Genomic DNA, 1,804 nt, shown 5'->3' on the forward strand with positions numbered 1-1,804 from the left:
TGCTGCACGTTCAGCTTCTAATGCAATACGCGCCGCTTCGGCTTCTGCTGCCAATCGAGCTTGTTCTTCAGCCTCAGCAAGGCTTCGCTCTTCTGCTAACCTTTGTTTTTCTGCCTCCAAACGTTGCAGCTCCGCTACACGTTCAGCTTCTGCTGTAATACGCGCCTCTTCTGCTTCGACAAGGCGTTGCTCTTCAGCTAATTTCTGCTGCTCAACCGCTAAACGTTGTTGCTCGGCTTCACGTTCAGCTTTGGCAGCAAGATGTGCTTCTTCGGCTTCTGCTAGGCTTCGTTCTTCAATTAAACGTTGTTGCTCAGCGACATTTTCTGCTTCTGCTGCGATACGTGCTTCTTCAGCTTCTGCAAGATGCAGCTCCTCAGCTAAACGCCCCTGCTCTGCTACATGCTCAGCTTCTGCGGTAATACGTGCCTGTTCGGCTTCAGCAAGACGTAACTCCTCAGCTAAGCGCTGTTGCTCTGCTATACGTTCAGCTTCTGCGGCGCGTTCTTGTTCAGCTAATCGCTCCGCTTCTTCAGCAGCAATGGCCTGTTCTTTTGCCAAAGCCTCTGCAGCTTGCTCTTCTGCGATACGTTGCTCTTGTGCAACACGCTCTTGCTCTTTGGTTTTGTCTTTACGAAACCACGAAAAAAAACCTTTCTTTGCCATGTCTACTACCAATGCTAAATGAGCGATAAAATTCGGAGAAGTTTTCTCGAGTCATTAATACTAAACTTGTTAAAAGGAATCCTCACCTTTAAACAGCAGTTTGGTATAAAATATCGAGTATTCTAATTGGTTGCATAGTCTACCACTTTCTTTGTTCAGGCAAAATCACGAGGGCAAAATGTCCAAAAATAAGTCCGCAAGCGGCCAAGTCAGGATCATTTCAGGGCAATGGCGTTCACGAAAGCTACCTATTCATGATTTAGAAGGGTTACGACCAACCACTGATCGCGTCCGTGAAACCTTGTTTAATTGGCTTGCTAGCGATATCAGAGGTGCAAGGGTATTAGATTGTTTTGCAGGCAGTGGCGCCCTAAGTCTGGAAGCTTTATCACGTTACGCCAGCTATGCACGTATTTGCGAACTGCAGAGCAATGCGGCCAAACAGTTAAAGCAAAACTTACAAACCTTAAAATGTGACAATGCCGATGTCATCAGTGGCGACAGTCTGGCATTGCTAAAACAAGGTCTGAATAACGATAAAGGCTTTGATATTGTGTTTGTTGACCCACCATTTCGTAAAGGGCTGGCCAATACCACTATGGCGTTATTAGCTGAGCATAACTGGTTAAATGAGAATGCATTAATTTACCTAGAAACTGAATCAGATTTAACCCAGCTAGCGATCCCAAACCATTGGGTTGAGCTCAAGCAAAAAAATGCCGGTCAGGTAACCTATCGCTTATTTCAATATCAGCTTGATGAATAGCATTTCAAACAAGCAACAAATCTAATAGAGGATACCCATGAAATTTTTTATTATCGGTGGTAAAAGTTTAACTTTAATCATGTGGTTAGTGATGTTTTATAACTTATTTATGCCGTTTGAAGGCCAAGTCAGCATAGTGTTGAATATCTTATTTTTTATCACTGTAATAATGCATTTTTTCCAATTACTTATTTTCAACACCATGTTTAGCAGCTTACTTAAGTTATCTGTCGTTGATTATCTTAAAGTGTATTTTTTTGGTGTTTTCGGTTTACTTGAGTACCGACAAAAAGTACTAGAGCTTGATAAAGCCGAGTAGTCGTTAGATTTAATTGAAATGCAAGCATAAAAAAACCTCGCCTAGGCGAGGTT

Annotated in this window: 2 protein-coding genes and 1 pseudogene; 2 read left to right on the forward strand and 1 reads right to left on the reverse strand. The window is 42.8% G+C overall.

All coding sequences use genetic code 11. The annotated features are described in order from the left end of the window. Positions 1-666, reverse strand: a pseudogene (locus tag BCU91_RS07895) (signal recognition particle-docking protein FtsY); the annotation flags it as partial. A gap of 178 nt (positions 667-844) precedes the next feature. On the opposite strand from BCU91_RS07895, the gene rsmD reads away from it, so the two are divergent. Then, on the forward strand, positions 845-1,432 hold the full coding sequence (gene rsmD, locus BCU91_RS07900) for a 16S rRNA (guanine(966)-N(2))-methyltransferase RsmD (protein ID WP_102531240.1): 588 nt from the start codon (positions 845-847) through the stop codon (positions 1,430-1,432). 37 nt (positions 1,433-1,469) lie between these two features. Then, positions 1,470-1,751, forward strand: coding sequence for a DUF1145 domain-containing protein (locus tag BCU91_RS07905; RefSeq protein WP_102477286.1), 282 nt, complete (start codon positions 1,470-1,472; stop codon positions 1,749-1,751). Positions 1,752-1,804 lie beyond the last annotated feature (53 nt).

Origin of the sequence: Shewanella sp. 10N.286.52.B9, assembly GCF_002873635.1 — a bacterium.
Classification (GTDB): Bacteria; Pseudomonadota; Gammaproteobacteria; order Enterobacterales; family Shewanellaceae; genus Shewanella.

What these genes read in the sequence shown, in the direction of transcription:
- BCU91_RS07905 (WP_102477286.1), top strand. Translation starts at nt 1,470, where the DNA reads ATGAAATTTTTTATTATCGGTGGTAAAAGTTTAACTTTAATCATGTGG.
- rsmD (WP_102531240.1), top strand. Translation starts at nt 845, where the DNA reads ATGTCCAAAAATAAGTCCGCAAGCGGCCAAGTCAGGATCATTTCAGGG.